The organism is Burkholderia theae, assembly GCF_048565265.1.
Classification (GTDB): domain Bacteria; phylum Pseudomonadota; class Gammaproteobacteria; order Burkholderiales; family Burkholderiaceae; genus Burkholderia; species Burkholderia theae.
On sequence record NZ_CP183461.1, the window covers coordinates 2,734,126 to 2,750,692 of the forward strand.

Genomic DNA, 16,567 nt, shown 5'->3' on the forward strand with positions numbered 1-16,567 from the left:
CGCCCCCGCCGGCACGGCCATGGCCGATGGGGCCCGCAGCCGGGCCGCGGGTATACTGCCGCTCACCGTTTTCTCCGCCTTTCCAACGATTTCATGGCTGAACCCTCCCTCGGCGTCGCCCTCATCGCCCTCAACGCGTCCGCGCGGCTCGCGCAGTGCCTCGATGCGCTGTCGTTCGCCGACGATGTCGTCGTCATCGACGGCGGCAGCACCGACGACACCGTCGCGATCGCGCAGGCGCACGGCGCGCGCGTGATCGTCGAGCGCGACTGGCCGGGCTTCGGCCCGCAGAAGAACCGCGCGCTCGACGCGCTCGGCACCGACTGGATCCTGTCGATCGATACCGACGAGGTCGTCAGCCCCGCGCTCGCGCAGTCGATCCGCGATGCGATCCGCGCACCGGCCGCGCAGGTCTATGCGCTCGACCGGCTGTCGAGCTTCTGCGGCCAGTGGATCCATCACAGCGGCTGGTATCCGGACTGGGTGCCGCGCCTGTTCCGGCGCGGCGCCGCGCGTTTCTCGGACGATCTCGTGCACGAGCGCCTCGTGTTCGATACCGCCGCGCAGCGCCTGTCCGGCAAGCTGATGCACTACTCGTACGAGGATTTCGAAACCGTCGTGCGCAAGCTCGACGCGTATTCGACGGCCGGCGCGCGCCAGCGCCGTGCGGCCGGCCAGCGCGGCGGCTTCGGCAAGGCGCTCGCGCGCGGCGCCTGGGCGTTCGTGCGCACCTACGTGCTGCGGCGCGGGTTCCTCGACGGCCGCGCGGGCTTCATGATCGCCGTGTTCAACGCGGAAACCGTGTATTACCGCTTCCTGAAGCTCGGCCACGAACCGGCGCGCTGAACGCCCGCCCCGCGCGCCGCCGGCACGCGGCCGGCCCGGCGTTACAATGCCGGGCTGCCCGCGCCGCGCGCGCCCGCCCGAGAGGCCGCGCCGCCCGCCACGACGACCACCGAATCCGACCGCCATGTTCTCCATCATCATTCCGACCTGGAACAACCTGCCGTACCTCAAGCTCGTCGTCGACAGCCTGCGGCGCCACTCCGCGTACGACCACCAGATCATCGTGCACGTGAACGACGGCTCGGACGGCACGCTCGACTGGGTGCGCAGCGAAGGCATCGAGCACACCGCGTCGCCGACCAACATCGGCATCTGCCATGCGGTGAACCTGGCCGCCGCGCGCGCGACGCGCGACTACGTCGTCTACATGAACGACGACATGTACTGCTGCCCCGGCTGGGACGCGGCGCTCGTGCGCCGCATCGAACAGATGCCGACCGACCTCTTCATGCTGTCGGGCACGATGGTCGAGCCGGTCGACACGCGCAACCCGTGCGTCGTCGTCAGCAATTTCGGCCGCGACGCCGAGCAATTCGACGCGGCAGGCCTCGTCGACGCCACCCCGCGGCTCGCGCGCGCCGACTGGCTCGGCTCGACCTGGCCGCCGACGCTCGTGCACCGCGACTGGTGGAACCGCATCGGCGGCTACAGCAGCGAGCTGTCGCCGGGCATGAGCAGCGACAACGACTTCTCGATGAAATGCTGGGACGCCGGCTGCCGGATCTTCATCGGCGTCGGCGACAGCCTCGTGTACCACTTCCAGCAGAAGAGCACGGGGAAGATCGTCAAGAACGACGGCCGCCGCCAGTTTCTCAACAAATGGGGTATGACCCAGGCGACGTTCGACCGCTACTACCTGCATCGCGGCGAGCCGGCCGGCACGCGCGTCGCGCTCGATACGCCGGCCGTCGAAGGGCGCCTGAAACGCGCGCTGCTGCGCTCGCGGATCAAGCGCATCTTCAGCTGATCGAGCCCCGAAAACTGCACGGAAACACCCCCTGCTTCGCGTATACTGCGCCGTTCGTCCCGGGTCTCCCGCCGGGACGCGCGGCGCGCAGCACGATGCCCGCAAGCCGCATTCGTCCATTCGACAGGTTCCGATGCTTTCGTTTTCCGCTCCCGCCTCGCGGCGCCTGACCGCCGCCCGCGCATTCGCCGTCGCCGCGCTCTGCATGGTGCCCGTCTCGACGGCGCTGACCAACGTCTTCTGCGGGCTGTTCGCCGCCGCGCTCGTGATCTCCCCCGAATTCTGGCGCGACCTGCGCTCGTTCGTCACCGACCCGGCTTCGCTCGCGGCCCTGCTGATCCTTGCCGCGCTGGCCGTCAGCGTCACATACACGGTCGCGCCGCACAACAAGGCGTGGAACTGGGTCGCCAAGTACGACAAGCTGCTGCTGCTGCCATTCGCCGTGCTCGCGTTCCGTCATTCGAACTGGGCGCCGATCGTGCGGCGCTGCTGGTTCGGCACGCTGTGCGTAATCCTGCTGTTGTCGACGACCAACTATCTCGGACTGACTTCGATCGGGCCCGCGCACGCGACCGATCTGCCGGTGTCGCGCGCCTGGGTGTTCAAGAACCACATCGCCGCCGGCATGTTCGGCGCGCTGCTGTTCTACCAGGCAGCCGATCTCGCGCTGGCGACCCGCACGGCGCTATCCCGTGCCGCGTATGCGGGCATCGCCGTGTGGTCGCTCGTCAACGTGTTCGTGATGCTGCAAGGGCGCACGGGCCAAATCATCGCGCTGCTGCTGATCCTCGTCGTCGCCGTGCGTTTCGTGCTGCTGCTGCGCCGGCAATCGGCGCTGCGCGCGGGGCTCGCCGCCGGCGTGCTCGTCCTGTGCGGTGTCGCGCTCGTGGTCGCCGCGAGCACGATTCACAACGGCCGCCTCACGAAGGTCGTGACCGAAGTGCAGCAATACCGGCAGAGCGATGCGGCCACGTCGACCGGGCTGCGCCTCGAGTGGTACAAGAAGGGGCTCGAGCTGTATCGCCAGCGCCCCGTGATCGGCTACGGCGCGGGCGGCCTCGAATCCGAATTCGAGAGGCTCTCGGCCGGCAAGACGGCAGCCGAAGGCCAGCTCACGTCGAACCCGCACAACGAATACCTGCTGATGGCCGTGCAGCTCGGCTCGCTCGGCATGCTGCTGTTCCTCAACCTGATCGTGCAGATCGCGCGCGGCAGCCGCACGCTCGATCCGCGCTCGCGGCATTTGCTGCTCGCGTGGCTCGCGATCTTCACGATCGGCAGTCTCGCGAATTCGCTGCTGCTCGATTTCGCCGAAGGGCACCTGATTGTGCTGCTGGCCGGCATCCTGCTCGGTTGCGGCGCACGCAGCGAGGCGCTGCCGCGCGAGACGTCGGCGATCCGGCGCAGCGCGTAACGCGCAACGGCACACGCTCTGCTGCCGCCGGCTTCGGTGGCAGTGGAGCGCCCCTCCGCCTTCGCCGCCGTCAAAGCGAGCGAGCCGCACGGCTCGTCGCGAAACCAGCTCCCTGCGAACGAAGAAAAAACGCGCGGCTTCCGCGCGTCGGTCGTCAGTCGGATCCGGCGCGATGCAGTCGCGACGTGTCGACGACGGTTTCGGCCGGGCCCGGCGGAGTCAGCCCGAGCATCTCGGCCGCCGCGGCTTTCACGCGCTGCGCGCCGAGATGGTCGAGGCAGTCGCTGTGGCTATCGACCTTGCGCTCGCAGCCCTCGTGCCGGCACGGCACGCAATCGCCCTCCCCCTGCAGCAGCCACACATTCCCGTGCCGCCCCGAGCCGCGCAGCGGCCAAGGATTCTCGGTCGCGGGCCAGTGCTGCGGCCACGGCCCCCAGCGCACGGGGTCGGACGGGCCGAACAGCGCGATCGTGTCGGTGCCGGTTGCGGCCGCGACGTGCGTCGCGCCGGTGTCGGGCCCGATGAAGAGCCGCGCGCGCCGCACGAGCTCCGCGCTTTCGCCGAACGTGAGGCGGCCAACCAGGTTCAGCACGTCGCCGCCCGCTTCGGCCGCGACCTGCTCCGCATACGCGCGCTCGCCGTCGGCCGGGCCGCCCGACAGCGCGACCGCGAAGCCGTGCTCGCGCAGCCAGCCGATCATCTCGACCCAGCCGTCGAGCCGCCATTGCTTGTAACGGAACATCGGATACGGATGCAGGACGACCAGCGGCTTGCCGTCGCGGATCGCCGGCGACTCCGCGAGCCACGCGTCGAAACGGGCGCGCCGCGCGGGATCGTCGCCGATGCCGGGCGCGACGACCTCGGACACCGGTTCGATGCCGATCACGGGCGCGAGTGCGAGCGTACTGACGACCGTATGCGCGGATTCGTGGTGATTGATCGCGATCCCGTTCAGCATCATCCGCGTCAGCCACGTGACGCGGTTGGGATCGACGAGGCCGACCCGCTTGCGGCCCGCGAACCAGCTATAGAAACGCGGCCGGTCGGAGCTCAGTGCCGCGCATGCGAGATCGTAACGACGCCACATCGACAGCGCATCGCGCAGCCGCTCGCGGATTCCCGCGCGCTGCGCGACGACGATCACGCGCCGCACGTCCGGATTGTGCTCGAGCACGCCCTCGGTGCCGCGAAACACCAGCATGTCGATCTGCGCATCCGGCCAGCGGGCCTTCAGCGAGCGCACGAGCGGCGTCGTCAGCAGCACGTCGCCGATACGGCGCGGCGCGGCAACGAGGATGGTTCTGGGCGGGCGGGCGGAGGAAAACAGGGCCACGGCGATCGGTTTGTCTGGCTGGCTGAACAAGGCTGGCAATGTACAGGATTTTGCCGCAGCCGGCGCGGCATGGCGAACCGGCCGTGCCGTTGCCCTGATGGGGCCCCGCCGGCGGCACGCCGTGCGGCACGTGCTCGCGCGCCGGCGCTGTGGCCGTGCGCGGGACTTCCGGCGCTACGAAGCGATCGTCATGATCGCGGGCGCCGCAGCCGCCGCGGAACGCGTGCGACCCGCGTCAGCCACCGGCTTGTCACTATGGCCGGCCTCCGTCAGCAGATGACGCACAGCGCGCTCGACCGCGTCGACATCGATCGCATCGACGGTCGTACCGGCTCGCAGGATCACGTGCGGCACGCCAAGCGGATGCCAGCGCAGGTATTTCTCGGGACGGTCCTCGAACAGTGCCGCGACGGGCACGCCGAGTGCCGACGCGAGATGCACGGGTGCGCTGTCGGCCGACACGATCGTGTCGAGCAGGCTCGCGGCGGCCACCAGTTCGGCGACCGACGACGGCGCGACATGCCGCGCGCTCACATCGCGCCACGCATCGTCCTCGGCGGCATCGCGAACGGCCGGGTCGCGGAACACGATCACGTCGGCGAACGGCGCAAGCCGCTCGCCGAGGTCGCGCCAGCGGTCCGCAGGCCAGCGGCGCTCGACCGCCTTGTTCGACACGAACAGCCCGACGCGCGGCTTCGTACGCTCGCCAAGCAGGCGATACCACGCATCCTGCAGCGTGCGATCGGGATGAACCGACAGTTCCAGGCGGTCGAGATCGGCACGGCCGAGTTCGGGCACGAGCCGAAAACCCGACAGCGCCTCATGGCACATCGGCCGCTGTGCGACGTGCTCGGGCTTGCGATCGTCGAATTCGGTCTCGGCATCGTGCCAGCGGCAATCCTTCGCGCCGAGCTGGCGCGCGAACTGCATGCTGCTGCGATGCATGCCGCCGTTCGGCACGACCACGAGGTCGAACCGCAGGCGACGCAGGCGGCGGACGAGCCGCAGCCGGTCGACGAGCGCGCGCATCCGCCCGGGACGGTCGTTGCGTTCGCACTGGCGGCTGTACACGTAGGTGTGGATCTTGTGCACGTCCGGGTTTCCGGCCAGCGCGGCCGCGTTGTAGCGGTTCGCGACCACATGCAGTTCCGCACCGGGCCAGCGCTCCTTCAGCGCGCCGAGGAACGCCGTCGTGCACAGCATGTCGCCCAGAAAATCAATCCGGATCACGAGGATCCGCTGCGTCGGGTTCCCATTGGCCATGGTCATGTGGTGACTGTCAGTCTTTTATCGTCGCGACGGGCCGTTCCACGGCATCCGGTTCCGGGACGGCCTGGTGCAGGCTGCCGCGCGCTGCACCGATCCGCCCCCGTTTATGCGCGCAATATCGGCGCCGCCCGCCGGATGAACCGCGACCGGCGCCGCGTCCGTGCGGCTAGCGCCGGATTGTATAGCGTCCGGACGGCAGCCCCAAGACCCGATTACCCGCAGACGTGAAAACGGCCAGCCGCACCGCACGATGGCGATGCGACGGGCCGCGTATCGCGACAGCCGCTCGGTGAGGGCGAGATCAGTACGTGATTTCGACGATGCTGCCGCCGAACGCCGCGCGCAGTTCCGCGAGCAGCACGTCGCTCGGCTTCACGCGCCACGCGTCGCCGAGGCGCATTTCGCCCTGTGCCCGCGCGTTGCTGTAGTGGATCTGGACCGCGAGCCCGTTCGGCAGCGGCGCCTGCGGGCGCCGGCCGCCATCGCGCCCGCCGCCGCGCGGCGCGGGCGCTTCGACCGCGTTCGCGGCCGCCGGATCGTCCTTCGACACGTGCGGCTCGAGCACGCGGCGCAGCTCGGCCGCGTCGGCGTTGCCGTTCATCGTCAGCCGCACGGCCTGCGCATAACGGCTGCGCGCGCGTTCGAGATCCATCACCGTGTCGGTCGTGAAACGGATGCCGCCGGTGAACGCGTCGTTGCGCGCCTGCCCTTGCACGATCAGCAGCTCGTCTTCCTTGAACAGCGCCTTGTTCGCCTCGAACTGCTCGTTGAAGATCGTGATCTCGCACTGGCCCGAGCCGTCGTCGAGCAGCGCGATCAGCATCTTGCCGCGCTGCGTCATCTGCGTGCGCAGCGACGCGATGATGCCCGCGACCAGCTTGTCGCGCCCTTCCTTCAGGTCGCCGACCTTTTGCCGCACGAAGCGGCGCACCTCGTCGCGATACGCGTCGAACAGGTGGCCGGACAGGTAGAAGCCGAGCGCGCCCTTTTCTTCCTGCAGGCGGCGCTTGTCGTCCCACGCGGGCTCGTCGACGAGCGCATGCGCGTGCGGCGATTCGGCGCCCATGTCGAACAGGCCGGCCTGCATCGCGTTCGCCTCGGCCTGGTCGGCCGCTTCCATCGCGAGCGGCACCGACGCGAGCAACTGCGCGCGGTTCGGGTTCAGCGAATCGAACGCGCCGGCGCGGATCAGCGCCTCGACCGTGCGGCGGTTGACGACGCGCCGGTCGATCCGCTCGCAGAAATCGAACAGGTCGGTGAACGCCTTTTCCTCGCGGGCGCGCAGGATTTCCTCGATCGCGTTCTGGCCGCTGCCCTTCACGGCGCCGAGGCCGTAGCGGATCGTGCGCGAGCGCTTGCCGTCGGCTTCGGCGACGGGCTCGAACCGGTAATGCGACTGGTTGATGTCCGGCGGCAGCACGGCGAGGTTGTTCACGGCGCAGTCGTCGAACAGGATCTTCACCTTGTCGGTGTCGTCCATCGCGAGCGTCATGTTGGCCGCCATGAATTCGGCCGGATGGTGCGCCTTCAGCCACGCGGTGTGATACGCGAGCAGCGCGTACGCGGCCGCGTGCGACTTGTTGAAGCCGTAGCCCGCGAACTTCTCCATCAAGTCGAAGATCTCGTCGGACTTCTCGCGCGTGAGGCCGTTCGTCGCCGCACCCTCGGCGAAGATCTCGCGGTGCTTGGCCATCTCCTCGGGCTTCTTCTTGCCCATCGCGCGGCGCAGCAAGTCCGCGCCGCCGAGCGAGTAGCCGCCGATGATCTGCGCCATCTGCATCACCTGCTCCTGATAGACCATGATGCCGTAGGTCTCTTTCAGGACGGGTTCGACGCGCGGATCCGGATAGTCGACCTTCTCGCGGCCGTGCTTCCGCGCGCAGAAGCTCGGGATCAGGTCCATCGGGCCCGGACGGTACAAGGACACGAGCGCGATGATGTCCTCGAAGCGGTCGGGCTGCGCGTCCTTCAGCATGCCCTGCATCCCGCGGCTTTCCAGCTGGAACACCGCGACCGTGTTGGCCTTCTTCAGGATCTGGAACGACGCGGCGTCGTCGAGCGGCACCTGCGCGAGCGACCAGTCGGCCTTCGACGGATCGAGGCGGCGAATGTAGCGCTCGGCCCAGTCGAGGATCGTCAGCGTCGTGAGACCCAGAAAGTCGAACTTCACGAGGCCGACGGCTTCGACGTCGTCCTTGTCGTACTGGCTGACGACGCCGCCGTCGTCGCCCTGCGTGTACAGCGGACAGAAATCGGTCAGTTTGCCGGGCGCGATCAGCACGCCGCCCGCGTGCATCCCGACGTTACGCGTGAGCCCTTCGACGCGCTGCGCGAGATCGAGCAGCTGGTGGACTTCGTCCTCGTGGTCGTAGCGCTCCTGCAGCTGCGGCTCTTCCTTCATCGCGTCGGCGATCGTCACGTGCTTGCCCGGCTTGAACGGGATCAGCTTCGCGATGCCATCGGTGAACATGTAGCCGAGGTCGAGCACGCGGCCGATGTCGCGCACGGCCGCCTTCGCGGCCATCGTGCCGAAGGTGGCGATCTGCGACACGGCGTCCGCGCCGTACTTTTCCTTCACGTACTGGATCACGCGATCGCGGCCGTGCTGGCAGAAGTCGATGTCGAAGTCGGGCATCGACACGCGTTCCGGGTTCAGGAAGCGCTCGAACAGCAGGTTGTAGCGCAGCGGGTCGAGGTCGGTAATGCCGAGCGCGTACGCGACCAGCGAACCGGCACCCGAGCCGCGGCCCGGGCCGACCGGCACGCCGTTGTTCTTCGCCCAGTTGATGAAGTCCGCAACGATCAGGAAGTAGCCGGGAAAGCCCATCTTCGTGATGGTCCCGCACTCGAATTCGAGGCGCTTGTAGTACGTCTCGCGCTGCGCGTCGCGTTCGGCTTCGGCCGGATACAGCTGCGCGAGCCGCGTCTCGAGCCCTTCCTTCGACAGCTGGACCAGGTAGTCGTCGAGCGACATGCCGTCCGGCGTCGGGAACAGCGGCAGTTTCGGCTTGCCGAGCTCGAGCTTCAGGTTGCAGCGCTTCGCGATCTCGACCGTGTTCGCGACCGCGGACGGCAGGTCGGCGAACAGCGCGGCCATGTCGTCCTGCGTGCGGAAATACTGGTCGGTCGTGAAACGCTTCTGGCGACGCGGGTTCGCGAGCATGTCGCCTTCCGAGATGCACACGCGCGCCTCGTGCGCGGTGAAATCGTCGTCGGTCATGAACTGCGTCGGGTGCGTCGCGACGACCGGCAGCTGCAGCGACGCGGCGAGCGTCGCGACCTGCTGGATATACGCCTCGGCGCCCGGCTGGCCGTAACGCTGCAGCTCGATGTAGAAGCCGCCCGGAAACACCTTCGCCCAGCGCTCGGCGTGACGGCGCGCGGCTTCGTCGTTGCCTGCCGCGAGCGCGAGCCCGATATCGCCCTGCTGCGCGCCCGACAGCGCGAGCAGCCCCTGCGCGAGCTCGCCGTCGAGCCAGCTCGCGTCGAGTTCCGCGCGGCCGCGATACTGGTTCGTGAGCCATGCCTTCGACAGCAGCTCGCAGAGATTCAGGTAGCCGACCTTGTCCTTCACAAGCAGCAGCAGCCGCGACGGCTTGTCGCGATCGTCCGGATTGGCGATCCAGACGTCGCAGCCGGCGATCGGCTTGATGCCCTTGCCGCGGGCTTCCTGGTAGAAACGGACGAGACCGAATGCGTTGCCGAGATCGGTGAGCGCGAGCGCGCCCTGGCCGTCGGCGGCCGCCGCCTTGACGATGTCGTCGAGACGCACGATGCCGTCGGCAATCGAGAATTCGGAGTGAACGCGGAGATGGACGAAGCGAGGATCTGACATGGGCGTTATTGTAGCCGCCCCGCCGCACAGGCTGCCCAAAAAATCCCCGCGCCGGCCGTTCGGCCGATGCGCGCGACGACGCGTCGCGCCGCTGGCCAAATGGCCAGATGCCGATGCGCGCGCCGTTTGCGGGATAATACGGTTTTTCGAATCTCCGCCCCGGCTTCGCACCCTTTTTTGCGGGCCGCCGTGCGCCCGCCGCACGGCCGCGGCCGTTTTCCCGTCGGACCATCATGACCATCGTCAACCTCGCCGCCTACCACTTCGTGTCGCTCGACGCGACCGAACAATGGCGCCCGCTCGTCACCGCCCGCTGCAACGAACTCGGCCTGCGCGGCACGATCCTGCTCGCGCCGGAAGGCATCAACCTGTTCATCGCCGGCACGCGCGAAGCCGCCGACGCATTCATCGCGTACATCCGCCACGATCCGCTGTTCGAAGGCAAGTTCGCGACGCTGCAGTTCAAGGAAAGCCTGTCCGACTCGCAGCCGTTCCGCCGCATGCTCGTGCGCCTGAAGCGCGAGATCATCACGATGAAGAAGCCGGCGATCAAGCCGGAACTCGGCCGCGCGCCGTTCGTCGACGCACGCACGCTGAAGGCATGGCTCGACCGCGGCCACGACGACGCGGGCCGCCCGGTCGTGATGCTCGACACGCGCAACGCGTTCGAGGTCGACGTCGGCACGTTCGACGACGCGCTCGACTACCGGATCGACAAGTTCAGCGAATTCCCGGAAGTAATCGACGCGAACCGCGCCGATCTCGAAGGCAAGACGGTCGTCTCGTTCTGCACCGGCGGCATCCGCTGCGAGAAGGCCGCGATCCACATGAAGGAAATCGGCATCGACAACGTGTATCAGCTCGAAGGCGGGATCCTGAAGTACTTCGAGGAAGTCGGCGGCGCGCACTATCACGGCGACTGCTTCGTGTTCGACTATCGCACCGCGCTGAACCCGCAACTCCAGCCCACCGAGAACGTCACGTGCTTCGCGTGCCGCGCGGTCGTCACGCCGGACGCGCAACAATCGCCGAGCTACGTGCCCGGCAAGTCGTGCCCGGCCTGCGCGCAGGCAGCCAGCGCCGCGTAACCGCGCGTCGCTCCGCGCTCCGATGAACGGCTATCGCGGCCGCTTCGCGCCGTCGCCCACCGGTCCGCTGCACTTCGGCTCGCTGGTCGGCGCGCTCGCGAGCTGGCTCGATGCACGCGCGCACGGCGGCGCATGGCTCGTGCGCATCGAGGACCTCGACGGCCCGCGCACGGTGCCGGGAGCTGCCGACGACATCCTCGCGACGCTCGCGCATTTCGGCATGACACCCGACGAACCGCCCGTCTGGCAAAGCACACGCGATGCCGCGTACACGGTCGCGCTCGAGCAGTTGGTCGCGGCGGGGCTCGTCTATCCGTGCGGCTGCACACGCAAGGAAATCGCCGATTCACTGCGCGCCGCGCACGAGCGCCACACGACACTCGCGTATCCGGGCACCTGCCGCACCGGCCTGCACGGCAAGCCCGCGCGCGCGTGGCGGCTGCGCGTGCCGGACGGCGACGACGCGATCGTCACGTTCGACGACCGCTGGCAGCACACGCAATCGCAGAACCTCGCGACCGACGTCGGCGATTTCGTGCTGAAGCGCGCGGACGGGCAATGGGCCTATCAGCTCGCGGTCGTCGTCGACGATGCCGACGCGCGCATCACGCACGTCGTGCGCGGCGCCGACCTGCTCGATTCGACCGCGCGCCAGATCCATCTGCAACACTGTCTCGGCGTGCCGACGCCACGGTATCTGCACGTGCCTGTCGTCGTCGATGCAAACGGCGAGAAGCTCAGCAAGCAGACGGGCGCCACCGCGCTCGAACGCGACGATCCGCTGCCGGCGCTGCGGGCCGCGGCCGCGCATCTGGGCCTCGCGCCCGATGGCGCGCTGGCGGGCACGACGCTGGATGCGTTCTATGCGGCCGCGACGGCTGCGTGGGCGCGAAGCTTCGGGCCGTTGGCCGGCTAACGCTCACTCCGAGCCGATTTCGCGGCGATCGATGGCCGCTCGCGTACCGGTTGCATCGCCCGCCGGCGCCCCGCGCCCTTTCCCGATCACCCACGAAACCACGGCCCAAACAAAAAACGGGCACATGCTCATCGCATGCACCCGTTTCTCCGGCAACGCTCGCGCGCTGCCTCGCCAGTCTCGCCGAACTTACGCCGACGGCTTGCGCGGCATCCCGAACCCGCCGAGCAGCGCGGCAACCTGGCGCTTCGGCCCCTTCTTCTCGGGCTGGTGCGCGTGCTGCACGTCGTCCGCCTGCTTCGCCTGCGCCGACGGCTCGTACGGCTTCAGGAAAAAATCGTCGACCGGCGCTTCATGACGACGGGGACGGCCGCCGCGCTCGGCACCGGCGGACCGGTGCCCCGACGCACCGCGATGCTCGTCGCGCTCGCGCCGACCACCGCGTTCGCCACCGCGCTCGCTGCTGCGATCGCCGCTACGGTCACCGCCGCGCTCACCACCGCGCTCGCTACCACGGTCGTCGTGACGCTGGCGCGCCGGCTTGTCGAGCGCGAGCGTCTGCACTTCGAGCGGACGCTTGATCAGCTTCTCGATATCGGCGAGCTGCTTGCGCTCGTTCGGGCTGCACAGCGACAGCGCGTCGCCGGTCGCACCCGCGCGGCCCGTACGGCCGATCCGGTGCACGTAGTCTTCGGCGCTGAACGGCAGGTCGAAGTTGATCACGGCCGGCAGCTCGGCGATGTCGAGGCCGCGCGCAGCCACGTCGGTCGCGACGAGCGCCTCGATTTCGCCGCGCTTGAATGCGTCGAGCGCCTGCATCCGTTCGATCTGCGTCTTGTCGCCGTGGATCGCCGATGCGACCACGCCATCGCGTTCCAGATTGCGCGCGAGCCGGCTCGCGCCGATCTTGCTGTTGCAGAACACGATCACCTGCTTGAGCCCGCGATCGCGCAGCAACTGCACGACGGCCGCCTGCTTGTCGCCTTCCGCGACGTCGTAGACGATCTGCGTGACGTTCGCGTTCGTCGAGTTGCTGCGTGCGACCTCGATCGTCTGCGGGTTGCGCAGGTAGGTCGACGCGAGCTTCTTGATTTCCGGCGAGAAGGTGGCCGAGAACAGCAGCGTCTGGCGCTCCTTCGGCAGCAGGTTCAGGATGCGCTGCAGATCGGGCAGGAAGCCCATGTCGAGCATCCGGTCGGCTTCGTCGAGCACGAGGATCTGCACCTGGCCGAGGTTCGCCGTCTTCTGCTGCACGTGGTCGAGCAGGCGGCCCGGCGTCGCGATCAGGATCTCGACGCCGCGGCGCAATTCGGCCATCTGCGGGTTCATGTCGACGCCGCCGAACACGACCGCGCTGCGCAGCGGCGTGTGCTTCGCATAGGCGTGCACGTTCGCGGCGACCTGGTCGGCAAGTTCGCGGGTCGGTGTGAGGATCAGCGCGCGCACCGGGTGGCGCGCCGGTGACGCGCTCGTGTTGGCTTGCGGCAGCAGGCGCTGAATGATCGGCAGCGAGAAACTCGCGGTCTTGCCGGTACCCGTTTGCGCGGCGCCCATGACGTCGCGGCCGGCGAGCACGACCGGAATGGCCTGCGCCTGAATCGGCGTCGGCGTCGTATAACCCTGCTCCGCAATGGCTTTCAGGATATCGGCGGCAAGGCCGAATTGATCGAAGTTTGCGTCGACGGGCTTGGCGACAGAATCGGACATGGTGGCGTTTCGCTCAAAAGGCGCGGCGGGGACATCGTGCGTCAGGCCAGCCGGGCCTGCGCTCATCACAATTCGGAAGTAGACGGAGCCGCGGCGCGCCGCGCGGCGCCGCTCTGGCGCTTGGGACCGGTTCAATTCGAACACCGGGCATCAGGCCGTGCGGACTCCGTTCGGCGCGAATGCCGGCGGAAAGGGGCGTATTGTAGCACTGCGCGGCCATCTGTCCGTGACAACGCCGCGAACGGCCGCAACGGTGGTTCGCGCGGCGGCCGGCAAGGCCCCGCGCGGTCGACGGCCGGCCCGGTCAGGCTATCCCGTTCGACCAAGGAGTGATATCCGGGGTCCGATCGCCAATTCATCTTGCCCGGACGTCCGCTGCCGGCCCGGATGCCGGGCTTCAGATCCGGCAGCCGGCCGCCAGCAAGCACCGTCGGGCAAGATTCGCGATCGTGCCCGGCGTTCAGCCCTTCTTCTTTTTCTTCTCGACCTGTACGCAGTCGCCGAGCAGCGGCGGCGCGTTCTGGTCGGCGATCTCGTCGCGCAGCGTCGCTTCCTTGCCCTTCGTCCACCACGTATAACGGCCGGCCTGGTAGCGCGCGCCCGACGCCGACACGGTATCGACGAACAGCATCTGCCGCCCGTTGACCGGCACGAGCGCGAAGCTCTGGCCGTTGCCGGCAAGCCAGTACGACACGCGCACGGGTTGCTTCTGGTTCGCGCACTGGTAGACGGTCATCTGGCGCGAATCGGCGTCGATTTCCTCAACGGTCAGTTGCGCGGCATGCGCGACCGAAACGGCGGTGCCGGCAAGCGCGAGCGCGGCGAGGGTTTGACGAATCATGCAGGTCCTCTCACGAGACGGGTGGAAACGCGCCCTCGCGGGGCGCGCGGTTATTGTTGGTTTCGCGTCGGGTCGCGCTGTCAGGGATCGATGACGTCAGCACACGCGTCGGTCGGCGCGGCCGCGAGATGGCCGACGAGCGGCACGATCTTGAGCCCGGCAGATGCAACCCGGCACGGCGCGGCCGCGACGCCGCAACCCGCGAGACTCGCGGCCAGCGCCAGTACGACACCCAGTTTTCCGATACGCAGCCACATCGGCGCCATCGTCCTCTCCTTGTTCCGTCAACGGGCCGACACGGGCCGGACGGCCGCGGCGGCGCGCTTCGCGCGTTCGCGGGCTTCGTCGACGGTCGCGCCGGTGGCCAGCGCGACGCCCATGCGCCGCTTCGCAAAACTTTCCGGTTTGCCGAACAGGCGCAGGTCGGCGCCCGGCACCGCGAGCGCGTCACGCACGCCTTCGAACGCGATCCCGCGTTCGTCGAGCCCGCCGTAGATCACGGCCGACGCGGCCGGCGTACCGAGCGCCGGATCGACCGGCAGCCCGAGAATCGCGCGCGCGTGCAGCTCGAATTCCGACTGGCGCTGCGATGCCAGCGTGACGAGGCCCGTATCGTGCGGCCGCGGGCTCACCTCGGAGAACCACACGTCGTCGCCGCGCACGAACAGCTCGACGCCGAACAATCCGCGCCCGCCAAGCGCCTCGGTGACCTTGTGCGCGATCTCGCGCGACTTCTCGAGCGCCACCGCGCTCATCGGCTGCGGCTGCCACGACTCGACATAGTCGCCCGCGACCTGCACGTGGCCGACCGGCTCGCAGAAGTAGGTGCGCGTGCCGAGCGTCGCCGGGTCGATCGCGCGCACGGTCAGCTGCGTGATCTCGTATTCGAAATCGATGAAGCCCTCGACGATCACGCGGCCGTGATTCACGCGCCCGCCCGCCATCGCGTAGTCCCATGCAGACTTCACGTCGGCTTCGGTCTTCACGACCGACTGCCCCTTGCCCGACGACGACATCACGGGCTTCACGACGCACGGCATGCCGATCTTCGCGACGGCCGCGCTGAACGCTTCGAACGAATCCGCGAACGCATACGGCGACGTCGGCAGGCCGAGCTCCTCGGCCGCGAGCCGGCGGATCCCTTCGCGATTCATCGTGAGCTGCGTCGCGCGCGCGGTCGGGATCACTTCCGCGAGGCCGGCCGCCTCGATCGCCGCGAGCGCGTCGGTCGCGATCGCCTCGATCTCGGGCACGATCAGGTGCGGGCGCTCGGTCTCGACGATCGCCCGCAATGCGGCGGCGTCCGTCATGTCGATCACGTGCGCGCGATGCGCGACCTGGTGGCCCGGCGCGTCCGGATAGCGGTCGACCGCAACGACTTCGACGCCGAGCCGCTGCAACGCGATGATGACTTCCTTGCCGAGTTCGCCGGCGCCGAGCAGCATGACGCGCGTGGCCGAGGGTGAAAGCGGCGTACCGAGCCGCTGACCGATCTGCATGTGATTTCCCGCTTCTGGTGGAGGACGAAAACGGCATCGATGTTAACACGCGCCACGGCGCCGGTTTGGCGCGTTTGGCTGCGTCGATGGCCGGCCTCGAACGGCGCGCGGGCGGGCCGCGAACGTTTTCACGTGTGAAGTGTCGGCTCGCCTGCCGTGGCGCGGGTGCGTTACTCTTACGCCTTGATCAGAATCCGATGAGGAACGAGGCTCATGTCCCACCTGTCCGCAGCCGCACGCGCACGCACCGGCCTGCTTCGCCCGTTGCGCGCGCCGCTGTGCGCGTTGACGCTTGCCACGCTTCTCGCCGCCTGCGCGATGCCGACCCATCCCGATTCCGCCGCCCCCGCGCCCGACCCGTACAACCCGGCCGCCGTCCAGCTGCTCGACGATACGAGCTGGGAACTCACCAGCTGGGTGAACGCCGACGGCACGCAACGCGCGATCCCGCACGGCGACAACGGCGAACCGATCAAGCTCGCGCTGTCGACCGAATCGGGCATCCGGAACGCCAGCGGGTTCTCGGGCTGCAACCGCTACATGGGCACCTACGCGATCAAGAACGGCCTGCTGAGCTTCGGGCCGCTCGCCGGCACGCGAATGGCCTGCCCGAATACGCTCGGCGGCCAGCTCGAACACGCGTACCTCGACGCGCTCGCCCACGTCGCGAAGACCGGCGTGCAGATGCGCGAGCCGCAGCAGCTGCAGATCGTGACCGATGCCGGCGCCACGCTGACCTTCACGCACCGGAGCCCCTGATGCACGGCGCGCGCGAAGGCCGACCGACCGCCTTCGCGTTGCGCGCCACGCGCGTGTGCCGCGCACACGCGTCGCGCGGCGTGAATCGAATTC

Annotated in this window: 13 protein-coding genes; 6 read left to right on the plus strand and 7 right to left on the minus strand. The window is 68.7% G+C overall.

Annotation, left to right across the window (positions count from 1 at the left end):
• The first annotated feature begins 93 nt into the window (after window positions 1-93).
• The 3 genes from ACN22W_RS12945 (at window position 94) to ACN22W_RS12955 (ending at window position 3,227) form a co-directional block, all read left to right on the plus strand.
• Entirely contained in the window at window positions 94-846 is a 753-nt protein-coding gene (locus tag ACN22W_RS12945) for a glycosyltransferase family 2 protein (protein ID WP_412023320.1), read from the plus strand.
• 124 nt (window positions 847-970) lie between these two features.
• The gene (locus ACN22W_RS12950; RefSeq protein ID WP_419684706.1) at window positions 971-1,813 is read left to right on the plus strand and encodes a glycosyltransferase family 2 protein; all 843 of its coding nucleotides are present in this window, start codon (window positions 971-973) and stop codon (window positions 1,811-1,813) included.
• 133 nt (window positions 1,814-1,946) lie between these two features.
• Entirely contained in the window at window positions 1,947-3,227 is a 1,281-nt protein-coding gene (locus tag ACN22W_RS12955) for an O-antigen ligase family protein (RefSeq protein WP_419684708.1), read from the plus strand.
• Between the two features lie 154 nt (window positions 3,228-3,381).
• Here the strand turns inward: ACN22W_RS12955 and ACN22W_RS12960 are convergent, their stop codons facing one another.
• The 3 genes from ACN22W_RS12960 to dnaE form a co-directional block, all read right to left on the minus strand.
• Window positions 3,382-4,560 (minus strand): glycosyltransferase family 9 protein, encoded by a 1,179-nt coding sequence (locus ACN22W_RS12960; RefSeq protein WP_419684710.1) that lies wholly within the window; start codon window positions 4,558-4,560, stop codon window positions 3,382-3,384.
• Window positions 4,561-4,734: 174 nt separating this feature from the next.
• Entirely contained in the window at window positions 4,735-5,823 is a 1,089-nt protein-coding gene (locus tag ACN22W_RS12965; RefSeq protein WP_419687423.1) for a glycosyltransferase family 9 protein, read from the minus strand.
• A gap of 307 nt (window positions 5,824-6,130) precedes the next feature.
• A complete protein-coding gene (gene dnaE / locus ACN22W_RS12970) occupies window positions 6,131-9,664 on the minus strand; it encodes a DNA polymerase III subunit alpha (RefSeq protein WP_193098790.1) in 3,534 nt (1,177 codons plus the stop codon).
• Window positions 9,665-9,897: 233 nt separating this feature from the next.
• On the opposite strand from dnaE, the gene ACN22W_RS12975 reads away from it, so the two are divergent.
• Together ACN22W_RS12975 and gluQRS are read left to right on the plus strand one after the other, a co-directional pair.
• Window positions 9,898-10,752: a sulfurtransferase gene (locus ACN22W_RS12975; protein ID WP_193098791.1), complete on the plus strand. Its 855-nt coding sequence runs from the start codon at window positions 9,898-9,900 to the stop codon at window positions 10,750-10,752.
• A 22-nt stretch (window positions 10,753-10,774) separates the two neighbouring features.
• A complete protein-coding gene (gene gluQRS / locus ACN22W_RS12980) occupies window positions 10,775-11,668 on the plus strand; it encodes a tRNA glutamyl-Q(34) synthetase GluQRS (protein ID WP_419684712.1) in 894 nt (297 codons plus the stop codon).
• Window positions 11,669-11,857: 189 nt separating this feature from the next.
• Here gluQRS and ACN22W_RS12985 read toward each other — a convergent pair whose 3' ends face one another.
• The 4 genes from ACN22W_RS12985 to purT all read right to left on the minus strand — a co-directional run bounded on the left by ACN22W_RS12985 (window position 11,858) and on the right by purT (window position 15,715).
• Window positions 11,858-13,441 (minus strand): DEAD/DEAH box helicase, encoded by a 1,584-nt coding sequence (locus tag ACN22W_RS12985; RefSeq protein WP_419684714.1) that lies wholly within the window; start codon window positions 13,439-13,441, stop codon window positions 11,858-11,860.
• A gap of 394 nt (window positions 13,442-13,835) precedes the next feature.
• The gene (locus ACN22W_RS12990; protein WP_129512653.1) at window positions 13,836-14,216 is read right to left on the minus strand and encodes an MliC family protein; all 381 of its coding nucleotides are present in this window, start codon (window positions 14,214-14,216) and stop codon (window positions 13,836-13,838) included.
• A gap of 80 nt (window positions 14,217-14,296) precedes the next feature.
• Window positions 14,297-14,482, minus strand: a complete 186-nt coding sequence (locus ACN22W_RS12995; protein ID WP_412023313.1) for a DUF6726 family protein — start codon at window positions 14,480-14,482, stop codon at window positions 14,297-14,299.
• Window positions 14,483-14,500: 18 nt separating this feature from the next.
• Complete coding sequence (gene purT / locus ACN22W_RS13000; protein WP_419684717.1) at window positions 14,501-15,715, minus strand: formate-dependent phosphoribosylglycinamide formyltransferase; 1,215 nt, start codon at window positions 15,713-15,715, stop codon at window positions 14,501-14,503.
• 213 nt (window positions 15,716-15,928) lie between these two features.
• Between purT and ACN22W_RS13005 the strand changes: the two genes are divergently transcribed.
• Window positions 15,929-16,474, plus strand: coding sequence for an META domain-containing protein (locus ACN22W_RS13005; protein ID WP_419684719.1), 546 nt, complete (start codon window positions 15,929-15,931; stop codon window positions 16,472-16,474).
• Window positions 16,475-16,567: the final 93 nt, after the last annotated feature.